The sequence below is a fragment of the Micromonospora sp. S-DT3-3-22 genome (assembly GCF_015354745.1).
GTDB lineage: Bacteria > Actinomycetota > Actinomycetes > Mycobacteriales > Micromonosporaceae > Micromonospora > Micromonospora wenchangensis.
This window is the reverse complement of record NZ_JACGMO010000077.1, coordinates 16,278-35,740: the sequence shown is the minus strand read 5'-3', so window position 1 is coordinate 35,740 and position 19,463 is coordinate 16,278. Positions and strand designations below refer to the sequence as shown.

The following is a 19,463-nucleotide window of genomic DNA, read 5'->3' as shown; positions in this document are numbered from 1 at the left end:
CGTCCGGCGACACATCCCCGGCCTGCTCCGCCAAGGTCCAGCCGTTCTTACGGCCCAGGCCGGAGACCAGCCCACACAGGTACTGCCGCGCCCGCCGACGCGGCTCCGACCGACGAAACCGTGGCCCGATCCGGGCATGCAGCCGGTCCAACTCCCCACGCCAACGATCAACATCAACGTTCGCCACAGGCAGACCAACGAACCCGACCCGAAGACGATTCGCCTACTGCCGTTGCAGTATTAGCCGTCGTTCCCGAGGAAGCTCGACTCATCGTCGTCCAGGCCAAGTGGTCTACGACTGGCAAGGGCAGCGCCGAGCGCGATGAGATGATCAAGCTCCGCGACGGACTCGATGACCTCGTTCAGATGAGGTGGTCGCGCTTCAACAAAAAGGTTCAAGCCCGAAAGGCTGAACTGGAAGACCTCCTAGATCAGCCCAAAGCTCGTATCGATATAGCCTTCGTGCATAGCGGAGCCTCGCCGTGCACCGATGACGTTCGGGCACCTATACTCGATTTCCTCGACGATCTGAACGACCCTACTGAGACGGGTCGCTTCCATTATTATAGCCAAGCGGAGATCCATCAGTTGTTGCTCGATGAAGGGCAATCGCCGCGCATCACCATCAGCGGGGAATTGTCTGATTGGGGCCAACTCGAAGGACCGCCACGTGCCTTTTATGGGCAAATGGCGGCAAGGTAGATTAGTGAGTGGTTCAGCCAGCACGGAGAAAGCCTTTTTGCAAACAATGTGCGAGTTGTGCTCGGGGATTCAGAAGTAAACGATTCATTGGTCGAGACCCTTACTAACGACGCGGGCTCATTTTGGTATTTCAATAACGGAATTACGGTGCTTTGTGAGAGTGTTGAGAAGTCGCCTGCCTACGGGGCTGACCGGCGACTTGGCAACTTCACGTTCAGTGGGGCCAGTGTAGTTAATGGAGCCCAAACCGTAGGCTCCATTGCCCGCGCAGCTAAGCGGTCGGAACTGGATCAGGCCCGCGTGATGGTTCGGTTCATCTCGCTAGAGGGGGCACCCGCAGAGTTTGCCACCAGCGTTACGCGCGCGACTAATACTCAAAATAGGATCGGTGGCCGCGACTTCCTTTCGCTCGATCCCGAACAGGCGCGCCTGAAAAGCGAGTTTGGACTTGAAGGGCTTGAGTACGTGTACCGCAGTGGCGAGGCGGATCCTGAGCCGGCGAAAGGCTGCAGTGTAGTTGAAGCGACGATCGCACTCGCGTGCGCCCAACAAGAAGTCAGTCTTTCAACCCAAGCAAAGCGGGAAATTAGCCGACTCTGGGACGCCATCGATCGCGGCCTGTATAAAAGGCTCTTTAACCCATCCGTGGACTTCCACCGCGTGTGGAGGGCCGTGCAGATCATGCGCCAAGTGGATGAGCGACTGCGAGAGATCGCGGCGCAGACTGACGGCCGCGAACGAGGCGTAGCAATCCACGGTAATAGGTTCATACTTCACATCGTCTTTTCGCAGCTGCCACTCAAGAAGCTCGACGATGCAAAGTTTGATTGGGAGCCACACATCGGGCTGGCGCAAGCCTGGGCGCAGGTGGCTTTCGCCAGGACCGTAGATATTTCCGATGCTGAATTCCCAGGGTATCCGGCTAGCTTGTTCAAGAATGTTTCTAAGTGCACCGGATTGGGTGCGCGAGTTAAGGCCGAACTCAAGATGAATCCGAATGTCTCCTCTTCTGAACGCTGACACTCGTAATGTGCCGGATTTGACTGGCAGCAAGGATCGTCCTTAAATGCTGGCTTGCCTGATCACTGCCATTCATGACGTCCCCTTCTAGTTGGCGCCAACCAGCCATCCCGTCTGCCGTCGAGCCGCACTCCTGTGGAGCGAGCCGCCGCCCGGCCCGCCACGGATAACGGCCTTGACGCCCTTGCGGACGCTGGCCGGATCGGGCGGCGGTCTTCTCGGCTCGCCCGGGGTCGACGGCAGACGGGATGGCTCCCACCCATCACTCAGAGAGCGTTTCGCATGTCTGTCAGTCGGGTGTGTTGAGGGTGCGGCGCTGTTGGCGGGTGGCGGGTCCGCCTCGGGTGAGGCGGCCGAGCATGCCGACGATCGCGGCCCAGCGGATCATGGCCTCCGAGGTCGCGGGCTGGGTTTCGTAGTCGCGGGCCAGCCGGCGGTGGGCGGTCAGCCAGGCCAGGGTCCGCTCCACCACCCACCGGCGGCGGTGCACGACGAAACCTTGCTGGTCGGCGGGCTTGCGGACGATCTCCAGGGTGGTGCGCAGGATGTTCCGGGCCCAGTCGACCAGGCGGCCGGCGAACCCGGAGTCGGCGAACACGTGCCGGACCGGGGTCGCTGCGTACGTGGCGAGCAGTGCGCCCTTCGCGCCGTCACGGTCCTGCCACGACGCGGCCAGGACCCAGACGGTGACCAGCAGACCCAGGGTGTCGGTCACGATGAACCGCTTGCGGCCGTTGACCCTCTTCCCGCTGTCGTAGCCACGGGTGTCGGAGTGCACGGTGTCCGCAGCCTTTACCGACTGGGAGTCGATGATCCCGGCGGTGGGTTCGGCCGCCCGGTCGTGGGCCAGGCGGACCTGCTCCCGCAGCTCGGTGAGGATCCGCTCGGTCACACCCCGCCGGTTCAGGCGTTGGAAGTGGGAGTACACCGTCTGCCAGGGCGGGAAGTCCACCGGCAGATACCGCCACGCGCACCCGGTACGCACCACGTACAGGATGCCGTCAACGATCGCCCGACGAGGATGCTTCTCCGGCCTGCCCATCCACTGAGGCGACGGCAGCATCGGCTCGATGATCTCCCACTCGGCATCGGTCAGATCAGACGGGTACCGCCGCACTCGATCCATACCCGTCTACCGACCGCGCCAGGCTCATCGATCGCACCCACTGTGCGACACACCCGACCAACACACATCCCAAACGCGCTCTCAGTAACGCAAGCCGCCGACGGACCCCCGCCATTCTGGAGCTGGAGCGCAACCGCCAGTGCCGCACTCCCGCTCACCACCCGGCAGCCGCCGACGGCGTAACGACGACTCCTGTATGTCGGACATCCGCCGGTTTCGGGGCTTCATCCGCTGCGGAGATGCCGTAACGTGAGCCCTCGTGTTCCCAAGTTTGCAGTACACCGACTTCCACAAGTTTCTTGTTAGCGTTGGTGGACTGACGGCGGGCGTTGGTGTTGCGATACCCGTCCTGTTGCTTCGAAGTCAAAATGTGCTGATTACACCTCAGAAGCAGCTGACCGAGCTGCCCCCCGAGGCGCAGTCAGCCGTTCGTCTTCAGCAGAAGCAGATGACGCTTCTCCTGCATGTTTGGCCCTACGTCACTGGCTTCCTGGTCATCGTTGGACTGTGCCTTGTCGTGTGGGGCGCGGTTTGCTGGAAAAAGCAGCAGACACGTACGGACAGCCGAGAAGTTGCGGAGCTGGCGAAGCTGGAGGTCGACAGAGAGAAGACGTATCAGGAAACGTTGCTGTTGCTGCGTGGGCATCAGGAGCCTCCTGAAGCGGCAGCGGAGGCTTTGGAAGAAAAGCTCAAAGAAGAGGAGCAAGGGAGCGCGGAGGAGAGCCCGCCTTTGGACGAGGCGTCTGGTTCCTCCCGAGGGTCAGTTGACTCACCCTTCCCTGACCCTCCGGTGCGGCAGTTAAATCCCAAATTATTTGGCCCTGAAGCTCGGGCAAGCAGAGCGCGAGGCCGGGTAGTGATGGACCGGGTAATTGGAACGATCACCGAAGCCCTCGGAAAGGGGGCTGACATTACACGAGATGTGCGGCTTGGTCGGACACATATCGACGCCGTCATTACTTCCAGGCTTGCGTCCCTCCCGGATCTCGTCCTTGATGTTCGGATGGTTGATAGTGTCAACAATCTTAGAAATCGGCTTAATGATGCGATTGTTTGGGCAATCCGGGCGCGGCAAGTGGGGAAGGAGGAGCTAAGTACCAAGTTCGTGCCGGTAGTATTTTTGGTGGTCGCGGAGCCTGAAGCCGCTGGCCAAAGGTCATTGTTCGGCGACGTTGTGCGAAGTAGTCGGATGGACAAGACTATTAGCATCGCGTCAGAGTTTGTAGAGGAGATCAGCGACGTTCGCATCCCATTGAATGTGGTCATCGGAGAGCTTTCGTCTATCACGCCGGCCGCACTCCAAAGCATTAGTTGGAGAACTGCTGAGACGCGCGTGATTGTGCTCCCCGCTCCTGGTGCCTAGCTTTGGCGAGGTGACGTGAACCGTCGAAACGTACTCCGGCAGATGGCTTCCAGCTCCGCCGGCTACACGTTGCCGGCGCTGCGCTGGTTCACCGCCCCCGACCCGGCCCCGGTCGCCCAACCCGGACGCAGCGCGGTCGGTCAACCCGAGATTGACACCATCCGGGCGATGACGACGACCTACCGCCAGCTCGACAACCAGCCCGCGACACCGTCGCTCGCTACCTCCATCAGGAGGTGACCCCGCTGCTCACCGACGGCCGGTACGACCATGCCACTGGTCAACGGCTGCTCAGTGCCGCCGCCGAACTGGTCCAACTCGCCGGCTGGCAGGCGTACGACACGGCCGAGCACGGCATCGCCCAGCGGTACCTGACCCTCGCCCTGGACTTCGCCCACGCCGCCGGAGACGACGGCCTCGGCGCGGAGATCCTCGCCGCGATGAGCCACCAGGCCACCTACCTCGGCCACACCACCACCGGCCTCGACCTCGCCCGTGCCGCCGGCCGGACCGCCCGCCGCGCCGGGGTCCCCGTGCTGACCGCCGAAGCCCACGTCATGGAAGCCCACGCCCTGGCCAAGGCCAACGACGAACGGGTCTGCGCCGCCGCCCTGCACCAGGCGGAGCAAGCCCTCGACCGGGCCGACCGCAGCGCCGACCCTCAGTGGCTCAGCTACTTCGACGAGGCGTACCTGTCGGCCAAGTTCGGCCACTGTTTCCACGCCCTCGGCCGCAACACTCACGCCGAACGCTTCGCCGCCCGATCCCTACGGATGGACAACCGGTACGTACGCGGCAGAGCGTTCAACCTCGCGCTGCTCGCCAGCGTCTATGCCCAGCAGGGCGAACCCGACCGGGCCTGCATCATCGGCGCGGAAACCCTGACGCTGACTAACCAACTCCGCTCGGCCAGGGCCGTTCGCTATGTCCGCGACCTGCAAGCGCAGCTCGCCCCACACCGACGGCTACCGGCCGTCCGGCACTTCACCGGCCGTGTTGACGCCACCCTCGGCCCTCGACGCTGACCGTCACAGCTCTCCCCGGGCCTTGCGCGCCACCAACTCCAGCACAGCGATCACCGTCCCGGCACCGACGATCTCACCCCGGGACACCAGCTCGTACGCCTCTTCGAGCGGAATCCAGGCGACCTGCTCGGCCTCGTTCACGTCCGTGGGTGTGCCGATGTGCTCGGCGTGCCGGGCCAGGAAGAGAAGGTTCTCGGCGTCGGCAGTGCCGACCCAGGGTTGGAAGGACAGCAGCGGCTCCACCGCCTGGGGTCGCCAGCCGGTCTCCTCCTCGACCTCCCGCACCGCACACTGCGCCGGCTGCTCGTCGTCATCGACGTAGCCGCCGGGCAGCTCCCACACCCACCGGTCGAACACGAACCGGTGCCGCCGCATCAACAACAGGCGCTCCCGGTCGTCGAGCACGGCGACCATGGCCGACCGGGGAGCCCGGATCACGTACTGCTCGAACCGAACCCCGTCGGGCAGCTCCACGTCGGCGATGCTCAGCCGCGCCCGGCGGGTGTCGTCCACGACCCGCTCGCCGTGGATGGCCCACCGGGTCAACTCCGTCGCCTGCTTCTCCACCACCCCGCCAGTATCCGCGCCGACCCCATCACCATGCACGACAGGCGGCATCTGCTGGCCGCACCGCCCCGGGCGTTTCGACCCCTCGCTTGTAACTTCTGGGCGCTCCGTCCGCGCGTGTCCGCGAACGTCCCTGACATCGAGCGCTGATCCGTAGACCTCCGACGCTGGCCCCTGAAGTCCGCCCCTGTTGCTGTCACCATTGCTGTCGACAGCAACAGGGCCATCGCCGCTAGCACTGGTCGGCAATCGACACTTGCTGCCCAAGGAACTCGCGGAGGAGCCGGCAGCGGTTCGCGATGGGCTGCGTGTGGTCGTCATCGCTGGCAAGGCTGTCCTCGGTCGCACCCTCACCGAAGGTCTCCGCCAGCACCAGCGACCAGATAGCAAGGCTGCTACCACAGTGGCGGTCGGACATCCACCCTTGGAACGCTGCCAGCTCGCCCCGACCACGCGCGAGGTCGAATCCTGTCAGCGCCGAAAACGCTCTCTAGTACCTTGACCTCCCGACATACATACCCAGCCGGTGGTCCACATGCCAGAGGCACTTTCCCAGCCCACCGGAGCATTGTTCCTGACCGTGACCGCTTCGATGTGAAGGAACTCCTAGCCGCCGGTGAGCAGTGCCAGCAGCAGGACTGAACCGCCCGAAAGATACATCGAAGTTCATGAGCTTACAGCGTCGCTCGTGCCTATCGTCACCCACTTGGTCACTCAGTGCGGACGTCAGACGTTGAGGCGGAACCTGGGCTTCCTCTCGTGAGCTGCGGCGACGGGTCGGCACGCTGGCAGCGTGTGCGTGTCCTACTTTTCCATGAGACAGGAGCCACGTAAGGTGGCGAGCTGTCCTCATTGAACTGACAGGTTGGCGGCTAACGATGGGTTTTAGCGCGCAGTTCACGCACTTTCTCGCACCAACGGCTACGGAGATAGAAAAGGCTATAAAGTCAGGTGTAGTCGTGTTTGACACCAATGTCCTATTGAACCTTTACCGTTTCGCGCCGGCTGCACGCTCTGAACTTCTGTCAGCGTTCGAGCGATTGGGGGACCGGGTCTATGTGCCACATCAGGTCGCTCTTGAGTTCCATCGCAACCGTTTAGATGTAATCGCCGACAATCAGGCCGCATACCAGGCTGCGCTTGATTCGATTTCCGCCAATGAAGAACGCATCACTGAAGAGTTGAAGGAAAAGATTCGTCATCTGTCCAACAGGATTGCATTGCCTGAAGGTGAAAGAGAAAGACTTATTGCAGTCGCCTCCGCGACTTTCCGTCCAATGAGCCAGGCGCTCGACCAGCTACGTGCCAATCACGGAATCGATGACCCCATGGCTGATGATCCAATTCTTGACCGACTAGAGGTGATCCTATCCGGAAAGGTCGGAAAGTCGTTCAGTCCGGAAAGGGAAAGCGAAGAGCAGACGGAGGCGGCTCGCCGGAACAGCGAAAAGGTTCCCCCAGGGTATAAGGATGCTCCCAAGCATGGAGATTACTTCACTTGGAAACAGACTCTTGACGAGGTGAAGGCCCGGCAAAGTGGGCTCCTTGTATTTGTTACTGGCGACGTCAAGGAGGACTGGTATTTAAGGGTAAAGGGCAAGACCGTTTGTGCTCGCCCCGAGCTTGCCGCTGAAGCGGAGAGTTACGCTAACACTCGACTGGTACTGATGCGGACTGAGTCATTCTTGCGGTATGCGGCGGCTCACCTCGATGCGAGCGTAAGTGAAGACACTATTCGACAAGCAGAGAAGTTGCCTGATCGACAGCCATGGAAAGCGGCCCAGGCGCGGAAGTTCCGTCAAAACCTTGAGCACCACCTCCTAGAGATTGACGATGCCTTAGCGGATTCCATGGAGTCGGTCGCCATCGCGCAGAAGGAACTTGCGGAAGCTACCAGGCTTTACGAAGAGTCCTTATCTACAGGCGTCGAGGGCAGCAGCTTCCTAGAGAAGATTTCCTTGCTGGAGGGGGTGCTCGACAGGGCCACAAGAAGGCACCACGAGATCCAGGAGAAGCGGCAAATGCTGAGGGGGCAGATTTGGGCCATAGACCACTTCGGCACGGAGCAAAGAACGGTCGACGCAAAAGCCATCTTCCGCCGCAATGACAATAATCCTGCCGTGCTGCTTAATCGCCGCGAAACAGAGATCCTGGCCGCCATGTCGGAGGGCCTCACTAATCAGGAGATCGCGGAACGCCTTCCGATTAAAGTGGGGGCATTGGCTCTTCACATCAGGAACATTCTCCACAAATTGAACGTTCGCACCCGAGTTCAAGCAGTGGACCTCTATCTCGCCAGCAATAGACCTATCGATCAAAGCGACGAGAGTATTTAGACATCACGTAAGTAACAAATATTGCGAGCCTGGTGCTGGCCACAAACGTTCTTGGTCTGCCGTCCCGTCTGCCATCGACCCGCACTCCTGTGGAGCGGGCCGCCGCCCGGCCCGCCACGTCAAGACGGCCTTGACGCACGGTCGGACGCTGGCGGGTCGGGCTGTGGTCTGCTCGGCTCGCCCGGGTCGACGGCGGGCGGGATGGCTCCCCACCGCCACCACCCACGGACCGCAAGCCGCCGACGGCACCCGGCCCATCCCGGAGCCCGAGCGCCCCCGCCGGAGGCGCAGTAACCGCAACCCCGATACCGACCCGGCAGCCGCCGACGAACCCGGCGTGCGCTCCCCCTATGCCGCGCGGCCCGGCCGGCTGCCGGCCCTACCACCCCACCGGGAAACGGCCTGTCGTCATCCGGCGGCCCACCGGGCTTCCCGCTCTCCGCGCCAGGCCGCCGGGCGTGTTGCGTGGCCGGAGTCGGAGCGCCAGCGGAGCGACGGACGCGCGCCCAGGCGGCGGCGCGTGCGGCCGGTTCAGGGCCGCCTTGATAGACGTACAGAAAGTCCTCCCACACCGGCCGACAGCCGGCCGCCCCTGCGAGGTTCACGGTGGGTTGACGTGTCGGTACCCGGTGCTACTCTGGCCCTCGTCGAGCACGCCAGCGCGGCCTTCCCGCCGGATCGCTGAACTCGACTTCGGAGTTGCCGAGCGGCCTTCCTGCCGCTGACGCGGGTCACGTCCCGCCGGCTCTCGATCGCACCGGCCGCTGCGCCAGCCCGAAATCCGCTGAGCGGCCCAGCACGGCCATCCCGCCGTCCACGATAGCCCTCGGATTCGCACACCTCGACGGGTGGGGACCGCCTGCGGCAACCACCGGAAGCCGACGACCAGGCAACCCACCCGTCCCGGCATCACCCAAGATCCATAGAACCCAGCTCCACGGCGGTCCAAGGCCGATGGCCTGCACCCGCCCTCCGGCGTGAGCCGCCCTCTCCGGCGGTGCCAGGAGACACCACGAACACCACCGACGGACACCGCTCCGGCGTCCGGTGGCAGTTCGTCGTTCGTCCCCTGCCACCCCTTGAGGAGAAATCCGTGTCCACCCTCACCGCCGGCCGTGACGCCCAGGCCCTGCACCGCGCCGCCGCCCCGGACTAGTTCGGCTGGCTGGAGCACACCCGCGCCGCCGGAGGCTGCACCCGCCCGATCCGCCTGGCCGGCACCCTCACCGCCGTCGAACCCGGCACCGGTCGGGTCCTGGCCGAGCGGCACACCGACGAGCTGCCCGATCGGACGCTGTACAAGGCGTGCGGCAACCGCCGTGCCGCCCAGTGCCCCGACTGCGCCTGGGTCTACGCCGGTGATGCCTTCCAGGTCGTCCGTTGCGGCCTGACCGGCGGCAAGACCATCCCCGCCACCGTCACCGCGCATCCGGTCGTCTTCGCCACCTTCACCGCGCCGTCCTTCGGCCCGGTGCACCACCGGCACATCCCCCGGCACACCTGCGCCGGCCGTCGGCGCTGCGACTGCCGGCCCGCACCCTGCCGCGCCCGGAGCACCGCCGGCACCTGCCCACACGGGCAGCCTGCGGCCTGCTTCACCCGCCACGACGCCGACGACCCGCAACTCGGCCGACCGCTGTGCCTGGACTGCTAAGACCACGACCACCAGGTCATCTGGAACTACTCCTCGGGCGAGCTGTGGCGGCGCACCAAACAGGCCATCGAACGCCACCTCACCGCAGTGTGCCGCCGACGCGGCATCCCCCACGTCCAGGTCACCACCGACTCCGGCCGAATCCGGCGGGTGCCTCCGGTGCGGGTGTCCCACGGCAAGGTCGCCGAGATGCAGCGCCGGGGAGCGGTGCACTTCCACGTCCTGCTGCGCCTCGACGGCGTCGACCCGCACGACCGTCACGCCCTGGTCCCGCCACCGGCCGGCGTCACCGTCGACGACCTCGCCGCCGCCGTCCACGCCGCCACCCGGCAGATCACCGTCACCACCCCGCCGCACCCCGACCGCCCGCAGGGCTGGCCGATCGCCTGGGGTGAGCAGGTCGACGTACGCCGCATCGGCGTCAGCGACGGCGACGTGACCGACGCCAAGGTGGCCGCCTACCTCGCCAAGTACGCCACGAAGTCCACCGAGGTCACCGGCCGCTGCTCCACCCGACTCACCCCGGACACCGTCGACGCCTACGCCGACCCGGAAGGCGACCACCTCGCCCGCCTCATCGACGTCTGCTGGCGACTCGGCCGCCCCACCCGGCACCACGTCACCGGGACAGCCGGGACGACAGAAGACGGGTCTGCTGCCGATCAACGATGTCGCCCCCCATGATGGACATGAGCAGATCTCCACCACGGTCGATCGATACACGCACGTGTTCGAGGCGGGTGCCGACCGGGTCTACGAGTCCTTCGCTGACTTTCCGCTGACGATCGAGCAGAACGAGGGCGAGGAAGGCTAGCGAGAATCGACGTGGTTCGCTGAGTCGGAGTGTCAGCCCTACAGTATCGGGCCAGGTGAGATGGTGTCTCACCTGGCCCGATCTCCTCGGTCGGGGTGGCCGGATTCGAACCGACGACCTCTTCGTCCCGAACGAAGCGCGCTACCAAGCTGCGCCACACCCCGAGGCGTGCGGTGAAATAGTAGCCCACCCGCTCCGCCGATCAAACTCGGTACCCCCGGCACCGGCGACGGGGAGCCCGGCACCCGGCTCTGGCCTGCTCGTCCCCATGATCAGATTGCCGGAACGGTGACGACACGCCGTCAGGACTGCGCGGAACGGCAACCTGATCACGGGGGCAGCAGAGCGGGGGTCAGCGGGCGGTGAGGGTGAGGATGCTGGCCTCGGGTGGGCAGGCGAAGCGGACCGGGGCGGTGGGGTGGGTGCCGAGACCCGCCGAGACGTGCAGCCAGGAGTCGGAGGCGGGCCAGCGGTGCAGGCCCTTCGCCATCGACCGGGGCAGCCCGCAGTTGGTGACCAGCGCGCCGTAGCCGGGCACACAGACCTGACCGCCGTGGGTGTGCCCGGCCAGCAGCAGGCCGAAGCCGTCGGTGGCCATCTGGTCGAGCAGCGCGGGTTCCGGGGCGTGGGCGAGCGCGATGGACAGGTCGGCGGCGGGGGTGACCGGGCCGGCGACGGCCGGGTAGTCGTCCTGCCCGATGTGCGGGTCGTCCACGCCGACCAGCTCGACGAGGCGGCCACCGGCCTTGATCGAGGTACGCGCGTTGTTGAGGTCCGCCCAACCGGCCCCGGTGAGAACGTCCCGCAGTTCCTCGAACGGCAGGGCGGCGCCCTCGGTGTACTCCCGGCCGGGCAGGAAGTAGGTGAACGGGTTCTTCCAGACCGGCCCGGTGTAGTCGTTGGAGCCGAAGACGAACGCGCCCGGATAGTCGAGCAGGGGTTGCAGGGCCCGCAGCACCCCGGGCACCGCGTCGGGGTGGGCCATGTTGTCCCCGGTGACCACCACCAGGTCCGGGTCGAGGGCGGCCAGCGACGCCACCCACTGCTGCTTGCGCCGCTGGTCGGGCATCATGTGCAGGTCCGACAGGTGCAGCACGCGCAGCGGCTCGGCGTCGGCCGGCAGCACCGGCACGTCGTACCGGCGCAGGGTGAACATGTTGCGTTCGACGAGGGACGCGTACGCCAGGGTGGCGGCACCGGCGGCGACGGTCCCGGCGGCGAGGCCGAATAGTGTGCGCTTTCGCATGCCGACCAGGGTAGTTTGACCGTCCATGAGCACGCTGAAGGACCGCCTGACCGCAGACATGCGCGCCGCCCTCAAGGCGCGCGACGAGCTGACCACCTCCACGTTGCGGATGGCGCTGGCCGCCGTCGGTAACGCCGAGGTCGCCGGCAAGGCCAAGCGCGAGCTCTCCGACGACGAGGTGCTCGCGGTGCTGACCAAGGAGGCGAAGAAGCGCCGGGAGGCGGCTGCCGCGTTCGCCGACGCCGGCCGCGCCGAGCAGGCCGACAAGGAGACCGCCGAGGGCGCGGTGCTGGACCGCTACCTGCCGAAGCAGCTCTCCGAGCAGGAGTTGGCGGAACTGGTGTCGGGGGCGCTGGCCGCGGGCGGCTTCACCGAGAAGTCCCAGATGGGCCCGGCGATGAAGGCGGCCCAGGCCGCGGTGGCCGGTCGGGCCGAGGGTGGTCGCGTCGCCGCCGAGGTACGCCGACAGCTCGGCCTCTGACCCACCGTCGCGCCGGTCGGTCCGCGCACCGGTACGTCGGACAGCCGACGGGCGGGCACCCCGTGTGGGGTGCCCGCCCGTCGGCGTCGGTACGGGTCAGTTGTTGCCTGGTGGACGGCCCGGTGGGTTGCCGGTGTTACCCGGCGTGTTGCCGCCCTGGTTCGGGGTGCTGCCGCCGCCGCTGCTCACCTCGATGGTGACCACGCCGCCCTTGATGGTGCGGCCGTTGGGGCTGGTGCCGGCGACGGAGCCGGCCGGACAGTCCGAGGCGACCTTGTTGTCGGAAACGACGACGGAGAAGCCGGCCTCCTTGAGCTTGCCCCGGGCGCCGTCCACCGACTGGCACTTCACGTTCGGGATGGAACGCTGGTCACCATTGATGATCTTGCCGTTGGGTGGGGTGAACTCGATGCCGGGCTTGCCCTTCATGGCGTCCCGCAGCGTCTGGTAGACCGCCGGGTTGATGCCGGTCGGCGTGTCGTGGCCCATCTGCTGGTTGGTCTGCGCCCAGTCCGGGTCGGCCATGATGCCGGCCACCGCGAACTGCTTGGTCATCACCACCAGCGAGGAGGTCTTCTCGCTGTCGGTGGTGCCGGACTTGCCGGCCACCGGCTTGCCGACGATGCCGCGGACGTTACGGGCGGTCGCCCCGGAGCACTTGGAGACCGACGACCGGTCACCGACCGGGCAGCGGGCGGCGTCCACGGCGGCCCGGGCCACCTCGGTGGAGATCCGCTGCTCGCAGCGCGGGTTGGCGACGTCGAGCTTGTTGCCCTCCGGGTCCTTGATCTGCTGCACCGGGATCGGCTCGCAGTACTTCCCGTCGGCCGCCAGGGTGGCGTAGGCGTTCGCCAGCTCCAGCGGGGTGGTCTGGGAGACACCCAGGGTGAACGCGCCCCACTGGTTGGCGCCGCCCTCCTTGGTGGCCCGGCGGGCATCGTCGCTGCTGCGGAAGGTGATGCCGAGCTTCTGCGCCGCCTTGATCACGTTCTCCGCGCCGACCTGCTGCTCCAGCGGGACGAAGTAGGTGTTGACCGAGCTGCCGAAGGCGGTCCACATGTTGTGCACGCCGGCCATGCTCGCCGAGGCGTTCTTGGGGCAGTAGAAGTGCGTCCCCGGGCAGGCGGCCGGCGAGTTCTGCTCGACGATGTACTCCGACTTGAACACCGGCGGCGAGTTGATCTGGTAGGCGAGCGGAATGCCCTTCTCCAGCGCGGCCACCATGGTGAACATCTTGAACGTCGACCCGGCCTGGTAGCCGGTGATGCCCTGGCCGCCGCTGAGCAGCGGGTTCACCGTGTTGGGGTAGTTGCCCCGGATCTTCTTCTTGGCCTTCCTGGGGTCGCTGGAGTACTTGTTCTGCGGCTTCTTCGGGTCATCGATCTTGAAGTTCCGGTTGACCGACAGCGCGCGCACCCGACCGGTGCCCGGCTCGATCGCGGCGACCATCCGGGCGGCCTTGCTGTTCACCCCGAGGTTCTTGCGGACGGCCCGGTCGGCACCGTTCTGCGCCTGTACGTCGAGCGTGGTGGTGATGGTGTAGCCGCCGCTCTTGAGCCGCCGCTCCCGGTCGTACGTGGTGGAGCCGAAGGTCTCCTGCCCGAGCCACCAGCGGTAGAAGTAGTCGCAGAAGAAGCCCCAGTCCTTCTGGTTGGTGGCGACGCAGCCGTTCGGGGTGCGCTTGTCCTTCACCACCAGCTTGGTCGCCTTGGCGACGTCCGCCTCCTGCTGGGTGATGGCCTTCGTCTTGACCATGTTGTCGATGACGTAGTTACGCCGGTCGAGCGCGAGCGGGTAGCCGCTGCGGGTGGTCGGATCGTTGGTGGTGGGCGCCTTGACCATGCCGGCCAGCAGCGCCGCCTCCTCGATCTTGAGGTTCTTGGGGGACTTGCCGAAGTACACCTGGCTGGCGGCGAAGATGCCGTACGCGCCGTTGCCGAAGGAGGCGAGGTTCAGGTAGCGGGTGAGGATCTCGTCCTTCGAGAACTCCTTGTCGACCTGGAGGGCCAGCCGCATCTCGCGGAGCTTGCGGGCGCTGGTGTCCTCGGTCGCGGCGACCACGTCGGCCGGGTGGGTGGCCGAGTAGGCGATGGCCAGCCGGACGTACTGCATGGTCAGCGTGGAGGCACCCTGCTGGGAGTTGGTGCCGGACTGGTTGTTGACGAAGGCCCGCGCCACGCCGTTGATGTCCACGCCGTTGTGCTTGTAGAAGTCGTGGTCCTCGGCGGCGATGATCGCCTTCTGCATGTACGGGGAGATGTCCGCGAGCTTCACGTCGCGCCGGTTCTCGTCGTACATCGTCGCCAGCGGGGTCTTGCCGTCGTTGGCGAGCAGGTAGCTGATCTGTGGCGCGCGGGCCACGGTCAGCTCCTTGGGCAGGGCTCCGAAGGTCTCGGCGCCGGCCTTTGCCGCCAGGCCGGACATCGCCACCGCGGGGAAGGCCGCCGCCGCCACCACCACACCGGCCAGCAGGCCGCAGATCAGTAGCGATGCGGCGTTGGTGAAGACATTGTGGTCACGTTTCCGCATCCAGGTCACCTCGACAGGGTACGCGAGTAGGGAACGAGGGGCGCCGGGGCGTTCTTTCCCCATTTCCTGCGCGCGCCGACCTCGTTGTGCTAAACGCACGACCCCCGGTGCGAGGTTGCGGGTGACCGCGCCGAGTCTCCACCGATCGGTGGAGCCCGCGCAGCGTTTTCACGTACTCCGACGGGGTAAGCGGCGATCGAAGGCCCGGGAAGCCGGGACTGTCCGTAATGTTGGATTTCGCCGACAACGTTGCGTAATCATGCGACTACAGAGCATGATGGTGGCGGCGACCCGAGCCACACGTCGTCCGTGCCTCCTTGGGGAAGGAACGGGCCGGACGACCGGGGGGAACGACGGCTGGTCGCACGAGTCGGTTGGTACTGCAAGGGGGGACGTGTACAGATGGGGATGATCACTGACTGGCCGTCGCTGGCGGCGTGTCAGAACGGGGACCCGGACGCGTTGTTCGTACAGGGCGCCGAGCAGAACGTCGCGAAGCGGATCTGCCGCAGCTGCCCGGTGCGGTACGAGTGCCTGGCCGACGCGCTCGACAACCGCATCGAGTTCGGCGTGTGGGGTGGCATGACCGAACGGGAACGCCGGGCGCTGCTGCGCCGGCATCCGCAGGTGGCGAGCTGGCGCAAGATGTTCGAGGCGGCGATGAAGAAGAACGCCAAGGACCGCAGCGGCAAGGACAAGATCCTGGTCACCACCGCCGGCTGAGGCCCGACCCGGCGGGTGACCGCCCCCGGTGGGCCGTTCACCGGTCAGGAACGGCTGATCGCCGCGCCGATCGTCCGCAGCCCGTCGACGTCGTGCACGTCGGCGGGCTGCGCCGTCACCGACACCGTCGGCACCGCCGGGAACGCCTCGGTGAACCGCTGGGCCACCTGCTGTTCGCGGACCGCCTGCTGCGCCAGCGCGGCGTGCGCCCGCAGCACGTCGACCGTGGCGTCGTGCCCGCCCAGCCCGGCCAGCCGGTCGGCCGCCGCCCGGCTGGCCGCCGCGTCCAGGCCCACCGCCGGCCTGTGCACCCGGTTGAGCACCAGCCCGGCCAGTGGCATCCGCTCCGCGCCCAACCGCCCGGCGAAGTAGGCCGCCTCCCGCACCGCGTCCGGCTCCGGCGTCGCCACCAGCAGGAACGCCGTCTCGCTGGCCTGGAGGATGCGGTACGTCTGCTCGGCCCGCTGCCGGAAACCGCCGAACATCGAGTCGAGGGCCGCGACGAAGCCGGAGAGGTCGGTCAGCAGCTGCGCCCCCAGCACCTTCTGCACCACCTTGGAGAACATCCCGAAGCTGGCGGTGACGAAACTGAACATGCTCCGCCCCCCGCTGCGGGCCGGGGCGAGCAGCAGCCGCAACATCCGGCCGTCCAGGAAACGGGAGAGCCGGGCCGGGGCGTCGAGGAAGTCCAGCGCCGACCGGGACGGCGGGGTGTCCACCACGATCAGGTCCCACTCGCCCCGGGCGTGCAACTGGCCGAGCTTCTCCATCGCCATGTACTCCTGGGTGCCGGCGAAGGTGGAACTCATGGCCTGGTAGAACGGGTTGGCGAAGATCTCCGCCGCCTTCGCCGGGTCGGTGTGCTGGAGCACCACGTCGTCGAAGGTGCGCTTCATGTCCAGCATCATGGCGTGCAGCTCACCGCCGCCGGCCTCGACGTCGATCCCCTTGACCCGGCGGGGGGTGTTGTCCAGCTCGGTCAGGCCGAGCGACTGGGCCAGCCGGCGGGCCGGGTCGATGGTGAGCACCACCGTGCGCCGGCCGTGCCGCTCGGCCGCCCGCAGCGCCAGCGCCGCCGCGGTGGTCGTCTTGCCCACCCCGCCGGCGCCACAGCAGACCACGATGCGCACGCCGGGGTCGGCGAGGATCTGGTCGACGTCCAGCACGGGCGCCGCGTCTTCGGAAGGCACCAATCGAGCGTATCGGGCCGGTGGGGTCCGTGCGTCCGGGCCGACGTGAGGTGTGCGTCAATCCGCCCGACGGAGGATCTCGGCGAACGCCGCCAGCCCGGCGGAATCCACCCCGTCGGGCAGCAACGGCAGCTCGGTCACCGGCCGCCCCAGCTCCACCAGGTCGGTCCGCAGCGAATCCTCCAGCTCCCGCCGTACCTGCTGGTCCCGCGCCTCGCCGGCCAGCCCGGCCACGGTCGCCGGGTCGGTCGGCAGGCCGGCGGCGGCCAGCCCGCGTCTCAACTCCGCCCGGGTCACCTCCCGGCCGGTGGTCGACGGCGGGCGGGCCGCGTTGACGATCACCCGGCCCACCGGGAAACCGAGCTGGGTCAGCTCGGCGATCGCGTCCACCGTCTCCTGGACCGGCATCTCCTCCAGCAGCGTCACCACGTGCACCGCGGTCATCGGGGAGCGCAGCAGCGCCGAGACCCCGTCGCTCTGGGTCTTGATCGGGCCGACCTTCGCCAGCCGGGCGGTCTCGGCGGTGACGTTGAGGAAGCGACCGATCCGGCCGGTCGGCGGGGCGTCCAGCACCACCGCGTCGTACACCCGGCGCTGGCCGGCGGTGCGGGTGGTGGCCTCCTTGACCTTGCCGGTGAGCAGCACGTCGCGCAGGCCCGGGGCGATGGTGGTGGCGAAGTCGATCGCGCCGAGCTTGCGCAGCGCCCGACCGGCCGCGCCGAGCTTGTAGAACATGTCGAGGTACTCCAGCAACGCCTCCTCGGCGTCCACCGCGAGGGCGCGCACCTCGCCGCCGCCGGGGGCGTCGACGAGGTGCCGCTCGGCGTAGGGGAGGGGGTCGACCCCGAAGAGCTGGGCGATGCCCTGCCGGCCCTCCACCTCGACCAGCAGGGTGCGGCGGCCCCCGGCGGCCAGGGCGAGCGCCAGCGCCGCCGCCACGCTCGTCTTGCCCGTGCCACCCTTGCCGGTCACCACGTGCAGGCGGGACGGCCACCCGGTACCGGCCGGGTCGGCCGGCCGCTCAGCTGCTCGCACCGGTCGAGCCTATCCACCCCGCGCGGTCAGCCGACCTCGCAGACCCACCAACCCGCCTTCCGTACGACGGTGAACCGCAACGGCTGCTCGGCGATCTTCTCGTCGGCGGTGGTCATGGTCAGCGTGGTGGAGACGGTGGCCCGGTCACCGTTCTGGCTGTCGACGGTCGGGCTGGACCAGCGGAACCGCGGGTTGATGTAGGTGGTGGCGTACCGCTGCACCTCGGCCACCTTGGCGTTGATCTTCTGCGGGTCGCGCGACTCCGCGCAGACGAAGGTGGTCGCCTTGCCGGCGTCGCGTTCCTGGTAGACGGCGGTGAGGAAGCCGTCCACCGCCACCGTCGGCTCCTTGGCCCCCTCGCCGCCCTCGGTGTCGCGCAGGGTCAGAAAGGCGAGCGTCCCACCGCCGCCGCAGAGCACGACGGCCGCCGCCAGCGCGAGCCAGGCGACCAGCGGGCCGCGCCGCCGCGCCGGGGTCGCCGCCCGGTACGCGGGGTAACCCGTCGACGGCGGCGCGCCGACACCGGACGGGGAGACGCCGGGAGCGGTCGTGCCGCCTTGGTCTGGTGGGTCCTGCCGTGGCGGTGGCCCGCCTGGCGATCCGCTCGCGCCACCGAACGGTGGATGGGTCATGTGGTCCCCCGGGGGATGGGGCGCCGTCGCCGCCCCTGGCGACGACGCGGGTACGGGCGCGGCGGGCGACCCCTGATCGCCCGTCCGAGGCGCAAGGGTAACGGTCGATGGGCGGCGCGTGGCGGACCGCTCACGACCTGCGGTGGGTCGCGATCACCTTTCGGACCAAGCGAGTGTCGCATATGTGACTTTGTGTGATCAACCGTGCGCGTCCCGTTGTCCGTCGCCCCGGCCGGGTCCTACGTTCGTCCGGGTGTGGGGGAGCGGATCGGGTCGGCACCCGGTCCGGACGGCGGTCATTCATGGTACGAGGCCGGAGGAAGGTACATGCGCGACGCGGAGAACATCGCCCGAGCCCACTTCTCAGCACCAGGAGACCGGGGGAGGCGGGGAGGTTCGGGCGGCGACGCGGACGCCCCGGGCACGGGGCTGCCGATGAACGAGCGGTCCTACCGGCGCTGCGCCGAACCCACCGAGGTGCTGCGGATGCTCGGCCGCCCCGGCGACCGCAGCCGGGACGACGAGGAACCCGGCTACGTCATCCACCTGCCGATCCGGGTGGCCGACCTGGCGGCGGCGACCGCGCTGGCCGGCACCGTGGCCACCTCGCTGGGCTTCCTCGTCGAACTCGACGCCGGCGAGACCACCGTCTCCACCGCCGACGACCAGAACAACAGGCACCGGGTCTTCTGCGACCTGCTGCTGCCCGACCGGTCCCGCTGCCCCCAGCCGTACGACCACGCCGGGCAGTGCGGGGAGCTGCCGACCGCCCCCGAGCAGCGTCCCGCGCCCCGGCCGTCACCCGGACCGTAGGCTGTCGACGACACAGTCCACGCCAGGCAAGGGAGCCTTCCACCGATGCAGAAGTGGGAATACGCCACGGTCCCGCTGCTGGTCCACGCGACCAAGCAGATCCTCGACAACTGGGGCGAGGACGGTTGGGAACTCGTCGCCGTGATCCCCGGCCCGAACCCGGACCAGTTGGTCGCGTACCTCAAGCGTCCCAAGGGCTGAAGGGGT

The 19,463-nt window shown here is 67.2% G+C and carries 16 protein-coding genes, 1 tRNA gene and 2 pseudogenes; 10 read left to right on the top strand and 9 right to left on the bottom strand.

Features of this window, described 5'->3' with window-relative positions:
- Positions 1–120 precede the first annotated feature (120 nt).
- Complete coding sequence (locus tag H1A17_RS21490; protein ID WP_194822742.1) at positions 121–702, top strand: hypothetical protein; 582 nt, start codon at positions 121–123, stop codon at positions 700–702.
- 48 nt (positions 703–750) lie between these two features.
- Entirely contained in the window at positions 751–1,722 is a 972-nt protein-coding gene (locus tag H1A17_RS21485; protein WP_194822741.1) for an AIPR family protein, read from the top strand.
- A gap of 289 nt (positions 1,723–2,011) precedes the next feature.
- Here the strand turns inward: H1A17_RS21485 and H1A17_RS21480 are convergent, their stop codons facing one another.
- The gene (locus H1A17_RS21480) at positions 2,012–2,848 is read right to left on the bottom strand and encodes an IS5 family transposase (protein WP_375372826.1); all 837 of its coding nucleotides are present in this window, start codon (positions 2,846–2,848) and stop codon (positions 2,012–2,014) included.
- A 259-nt stretch (positions 2,849–3,107) separates the two neighbouring features.
- On the opposite strand from H1A17_RS21480, the gene H1A17_RS21475 reads away from it, so the two are divergent.
- Both H1A17_RS21475 and H1A17_RS21470 read left to right on the top strand, forming a co-directional pair.
- The gene (locus H1A17_RS21475; RefSeq protein ID WP_194822740.1) at positions 3,108–4,211 is read left to right on the top strand and encodes a hypothetical protein; all 1,104 of its coding nucleotides are present in this window, start codon (positions 3,108–3,110) and stop codon (positions 4,209–4,211) included.
- Positions 4,212–5,236 (top strand): annotated as a pseudogene (locus H1A17_RS21470) (XRE family transcriptional regulator); the annotation flags it as partial.
- A 3-nt stretch (positions 5,237–5,239) separates the two neighbouring features.
- Here the strand turns inward: H1A17_RS21470 and H1A17_RS21465 are convergent.
- On the bottom strand, positions 5,240–5,806 hold the full coding sequence (locus H1A17_RS21465) for an NUDIX hydrolase (RefSeq protein WP_194822739.1): 567 nt from the start codon (positions 5,804–5,806) through the stop codon (positions 5,240–5,242).
- A gap of 229 nt (positions 5,807–6,035) precedes the next feature.
- A complete protein-coding gene (locus H1A17_RS21460; RefSeq protein ID WP_228543976.1) occupies positions 6,036–6,221 on the bottom strand; it encodes a hypothetical protein in 186 nt (61 codons plus the stop codon).
- 541 nt (positions 6,222–6,762) lie between these two features.
- Between H1A17_RS21460 and H1A17_RS21455 the strand changes: the two genes are divergently transcribed.
- Entirely contained in the window at positions 6,763–8,139 is a 1,377-nt protein-coding gene (locus tag H1A17_RS21455) for a PIN-like domain-containing protein (RefSeq protein WP_194822738.1), read from the top strand.
- Positions 8,140–9,232: 1,093 nt separating this feature from the next.
- Positions 9,233–10,429: pseudogene (locus tag H1A17_RS21450) on the top strand (replication initiator); the annotation flags it as partial.
- Positions 10,430–10,697: 268 nt separating this feature from the next.
- On the opposite strand, the gene H1A17_RS21445 reads toward H1A17_RS21450, so the two are convergent.
- Positions 10,698–10,771: transfer RNA gene (locus tag H1A17_RS21445), tRNA-Pro, on the bottom strand.
- Between the two features lie 188 nt (positions 10,772–10,959).
- Positions 10,960–11,853, bottom strand: coding sequence for a metallophosphoesterase (locus tag H1A17_RS21440; RefSeq protein ID WP_194822737.1), 894 nt, complete (start codon positions 11,851–11,853; stop codon positions 10,960–10,962).
- Between the two features lie 25 nt (positions 11,854–11,878).
- On the opposite strand from H1A17_RS21440, the gene H1A17_RS21435 reads away from it, so the two are divergent.
- Positions 11,879–12,334: a GatB/YqeY domain-containing protein gene (locus H1A17_RS21435; RefSeq protein ID WP_194822736.1), complete on the top strand. Its 456-nt coding sequence runs from the start codon at positions 11,879–11,881 to the stop codon at positions 12,332–12,334.
- Between the two features lie 96 nt (positions 12,335–12,430).
- Here H1A17_RS21435 and H1A17_RS21430 read toward each other — a convergent pair whose 3' ends face one another.
- Complete coding sequence (locus H1A17_RS21430; protein ID WP_145922144.1) at positions 12,431–14,863, bottom strand: transglycosylase domain-containing protein; 2,433 nt, start codon at positions 14,861–14,863, stop codon at positions 12,431–12,433.
- Between the two features lie 402 nt (positions 14,864–15,265).
- On the opposite strand from H1A17_RS21430, the gene H1A17_RS21425 reads away from it, so the two are divergent.
- The gene (locus H1A17_RS21425) at positions 15,266–15,586 is read left to right on the top strand and encodes a WhiB family transcriptional regulator (protein ID WP_145922143.1); all 321 of its coding nucleotides are present in this window, start codon (positions 15,266–15,268) and stop codon (positions 15,584–15,586) included.
- Between the two features lie 44 nt (positions 15,587–15,630).
- On the opposite strand, the gene H1A17_RS21420 is transcribed toward H1A17_RS21425, so the two are convergent.
- The 3 genes from H1A17_RS21420 to H1A17_RS21410 are packed head-to-tail and all read right to left on the bottom strand — an operon-like array spanning position 15,631 to position 18,443.
- Complete coding sequence (locus H1A17_RS21420; protein ID WP_194822735.1) at positions 15,631–16,779, bottom strand: ArsA-related P-loop ATPase; 1,149 nt, start codon at positions 16,777–16,779, stop codon at positions 15,631–15,633.
- A gap of 54 nt (positions 16,780–16,833) precedes the next feature.
- On the bottom strand, positions 16,834–17,811 hold the full coding sequence (locus H1A17_RS21415; RefSeq protein WP_145922141.1) for an ArsA-related P-loop ATPase: 978 nt from the start codon (positions 17,809–17,811) through the stop codon (positions 16,834–16,836).
- A gap of 26 nt (positions 17,812–17,837) precedes the next feature.
- Positions 17,838–18,443, bottom strand: coding sequence for a hypothetical protein (locus H1A17_RS21410; protein WP_145922140.1), 606 nt, complete (start codon positions 18,441–18,443; stop codon positions 17,838–17,840).
- 327 nt (positions 18,444–18,770) lie between these two features.
- Between H1A17_RS21410 and H1A17_RS21405 the strand changes: the two genes are divergently transcribed.
- Complete coding sequence (locus tag H1A17_RS21405) at positions 18,771–19,256, top strand: hypothetical protein (RefSeq protein WP_145922139.1); 486 nt, start codon at positions 18,771–18,773, stop codon at positions 19,254–19,256.
- Positions 19,257–19,301: 45 nt separating this feature from the next.
- On the top strand, positions 19,302–19,457 hold the full coding sequence (locus H1A17_RS21400) for a DUF4177 domain-containing protein (protein ID WP_088643831.1): 156 nt from the start codon (positions 19,302–19,304) through the stop codon (positions 19,455–19,457).
- Positions 19,458–19,463: the final 6 nt, after the last annotated feature.